General features: G+C 47.4%; 4 protein-coding genes. All 4 read left to right on the top strand.

All coding sequences use genetic code 11. The features are described from left to right. The first annotated feature begins 284 nt into the window (after positions 1 to 284). The 4 genes from O9332_RS21680 to O9332_RS21665 all read left to right on the top strand — a co-directional run bounded on the left by O9332_RS21680 (position 285) and on the right by O9332_RS21665 (position 2,392). Positions 285 to 539, top strand: a complete 255-nt coding sequence (locus O9332_RS21680; protein ID WP_002761850.1) for a hypothetical protein — start codon at positions 285 to 287, stop codon at positions 537 to 539. Next, entirely contained in the window at positions 532 to 834 is a 303-nt protein-coding gene (locus tag O9332_RS21675) for a DUF3181 family protein (protein WP_002761852.1), read from the top strand. The genes O9332_RS21680 and O9332_RS21675 overlap by 8 nt, the downstream gene beginning before the upstream one ends. A 237-nt stretch (positions 835 to 1,071) precedes the next feature. Then, positions 1,072 to 2,157, top strand: a complete 1,086-nt coding sequence (gene ald, locus O9332_RS21670; RefSeq protein ID WP_288027362.1) for an alanine dehydrogenase — start codon at positions 1,072 to 1,074, stop codon at positions 2,155 to 2,157. Between the two features lie 40 nt (positions 2,158 to 2,197). After that, positions 2,198 to 2,392 (top strand): hypothetical protein, encoded by a 195-nt coding sequence (locus O9332_RS21665; protein ID WP_288027364.1) that lies wholly within the window; start codon positions 2,198 to 2,200, stop codon positions 2,390 to 2,392. The last annotated feature ends 63 nt before the right edge of the window (positions 2,393 to 2,455 follow it).

Genomic DNA, 2,455 nt, shown 5'->3' with positions numbered 1-2,455 from the left:
GGGGGGTGCCGATCCCCCCTTAGTCCCCCCTTGATAAGGGGGGTGCCGATCCCACCGTAGTCCCCCCTTGCTAAGGGGGGGGCCGATCCCCCCTTAGTCCCCCCTTGATACGGGGGGTGCCGATCCCCCCTTAGTCCCCCCTTGATAAGGGGGGTGCCGATCCCCCTTAGTCCCCCCTTAGTCCCCCCTTGATAAGGGGGGTGTCTGAGAACTTTTAACACCTACCTACTTAGCTAAAAAAAACGGTACACTGATAACTGATAATTGATAACTGATCACTGCTTATGCCTCCCCGTTGGCCCCGTCAACCCGACCGCAAAAACGATCCCGCTTTCCGACGTTTAGATGATCGCATGAATTTCGCCGTTCATGTGGCGGGTTTTTTAGCGATTAATTCAGGGTTGTGGTTCTTTCATATCATTAAATTCTCCGATTGGACTTGGTTAAATCTGTTCACGGGAATTTGGGCTATTCTATTGGTGGGACATTTGATTTATATAGCGGCGATCGCTAACTACTCGGTAACATCCCATGGCTAACACAACTCAGGACATCGAAAATCTGGCGGCCCAAATCGGCGACAATATCTACATTGACGTGGCTAAATGGCATCTCTATCTCCGGGAAGCACATTTACACAGCGTCGTTGCTGAAAAAGTCTTCCCTTTGCTCGAAAACGACAGCTTAAGTGAGAATGCAGTCATGTCTATCCTGCGGGAGATAAAAGTCACCCTCGGAGGTGGTCATCTGCAAGTTTCCCTGGCAGATTTGTTACCCAGCAAATGTCAGATAGATTTAATCGATTTGCTGGAAGAATACCAAAAAAGTCGCTAAAATTCCCCAATAGTATGCCTGATAACTCGCAACTATAGGGTTGGCTGAATAAATCTAAAAACATTGTTCGATAAGTACTGGCCCTTGGAGTGATCTGGGGGAAAATTCAGGCACTTTTCCCCTGAAAATGGCTAAAACCCTACACCCCACACCCCACACCCCACACCCCACACCCTACCCCCACCGAAAAACTTTTTCAGCATACCCTAGTTAGAAATAGTCCCCCAGAAGCAAACCATGGAAATAGGTGTTCCCAAAGAGATTAAAGATCAAGAGTTTCGCGTCGGTTTGAGTCCCAGTAGTGTGCGTGTACTCAATGATCGCGGTCACAGGGTATTTGTGGAAACGGCCGCCGGATTGGGTGCTGGATTCAGCGATGAAGATTACCAAAAATCCGGGGCCAAAATTGTGGAAAAAGCGGCCCAAGTTTGGGATAAACCGCTAATTGTCAAGGTAAAAGAGCCGCTTAAGACAGAATACGGCTTTTTAAATAAAGAAGCTCTCCTATTCACCTATTTACACCTAGCGGCCGAGCGCTATTTAACGGAAGCATTAATCGAGTCGGGAACAACTGCGATCGCTTATGAAACGGTCGAGCTTGCCGATGGTCGTTTGCCTCTCTTAACTCCCATGAGTGTTATTGCCGGTCGTCTTTCGGTACAATTTGGGGCCCGCTATCTGGAAAAACAACAGGGAGGTAGGGGAGTTTTACTGGGGGGTTTCCCCGGGGTGAGTCCCGGACAAGTGGTTATCCTTGGCGGTGGTGTGGTGGGTACGGAAGCGGCCAGAATTGCCATCGGTATGGGGGCAAAAGTAACTATTTTAGATATTAACGTCGAGCGCTTGGCCTATTTAGAGACTTTATTCGGTTCGCGGGTAGAATTGCTTTATAGTAGCTCGGCACAATTAGAAAATGTGGTTCCTAAGGCCGATTTATTGATTGGGGCAGTGCTAGTCTTAGGAAAACGAGCGCCGACGCTGGTTTCTCGCTCTTTAGTCGCCAAAATGAACCCTGGTTCCGTAATTGTCGATGTGGCAGTGGACCAAGGAGGCTGCGTGGAAACCCTGCGGGCCACTTCCCACAGTCAACCGACTTACCTGGAGTCGGGAGTAGTACATTATGGAGTGCCTAATATGCCTGGAGCAGTACCCTGGACGGCAACTCAAGCTTTAAATAATAGTACCCTACCCTACGTTATTAAATTAGCCGACCATGGGGTAAAAGCCTTAGATCAAGATGTTTCCCTCGCTAAGGGGTTAAATGTCGCCAATCATCGGTTAATTCATCCAGCAGTGCGCGAAGTTTTTCCCGATTTGATTTGAGCAGTAATTTCAGGGCTGATGGTGGTATTTTCCAAGGGCTATGACTAAGAATTTATGGACAAGGGATGAGCTGCTGATCGCTCTCAATTTATACTATAAATTTCCCTATGGACAATTCCACACCAATAATCCTATTATTATCGAAGTCGCTCAAAAGTGGTTCTTCGTTACTTGGTATGGTTCGATAGGGGGTCATAAATCGACTAAATCCTTATCTGGTAAGAGACTTAATTGATTAGTTCGCTCTAGATCAAAAACAATCGACAAAAATCGCTAAATGCCTTTCTATATAAGGGTT

The sequence above is a fragment of the Microcystis sp. LE19-10.1B genome (genome assembly GCF_027530565.1).
In the GTDB taxonomy this organism is placed as follows: Bacteria; Cyanobacteriota; Cyanobacteriia; order Cyanobacteriales; family Microcystaceae; genus Microcystis; species Microcystis aeruginosa.
The sequence above is the reverse complement of the archived record's forward strand: the minus strand, read 5'-3'. Positions and strand labels throughout refer to the sequence as shown.

Excerpts from the sequence above, each read along its gene's own strand:
- O9332_RS21665 (WP_288027364.1), top strand. The coding sequence starts at position 2,198 with ATGACTAAGAATTTATGGACAAGGGATGAGCTGCTGATCGCTCTCAAT.
- ald (WP_288027362.1), top strand. The coding sequence starts at position 1,072 with ATGGAAATAGGTGTTCCCAAAGAGATTAAAGATCAAGAGTTTCGCGTC.
- O9332_RS21675 (WP_002761852.1), top strand. The coding sequence starts at position 532 with ATGGCTAACACAACTCAGGACATCGAAAATCTGGCGGCCCAAATCGGC.
- O9332_RS21680 (WP_002761850.1), top strand. The coding sequence starts at position 285 with ATGCCTCCCCGTTGGCCCCGTCAACCCGACCGCAAAAACGATCCCGCT.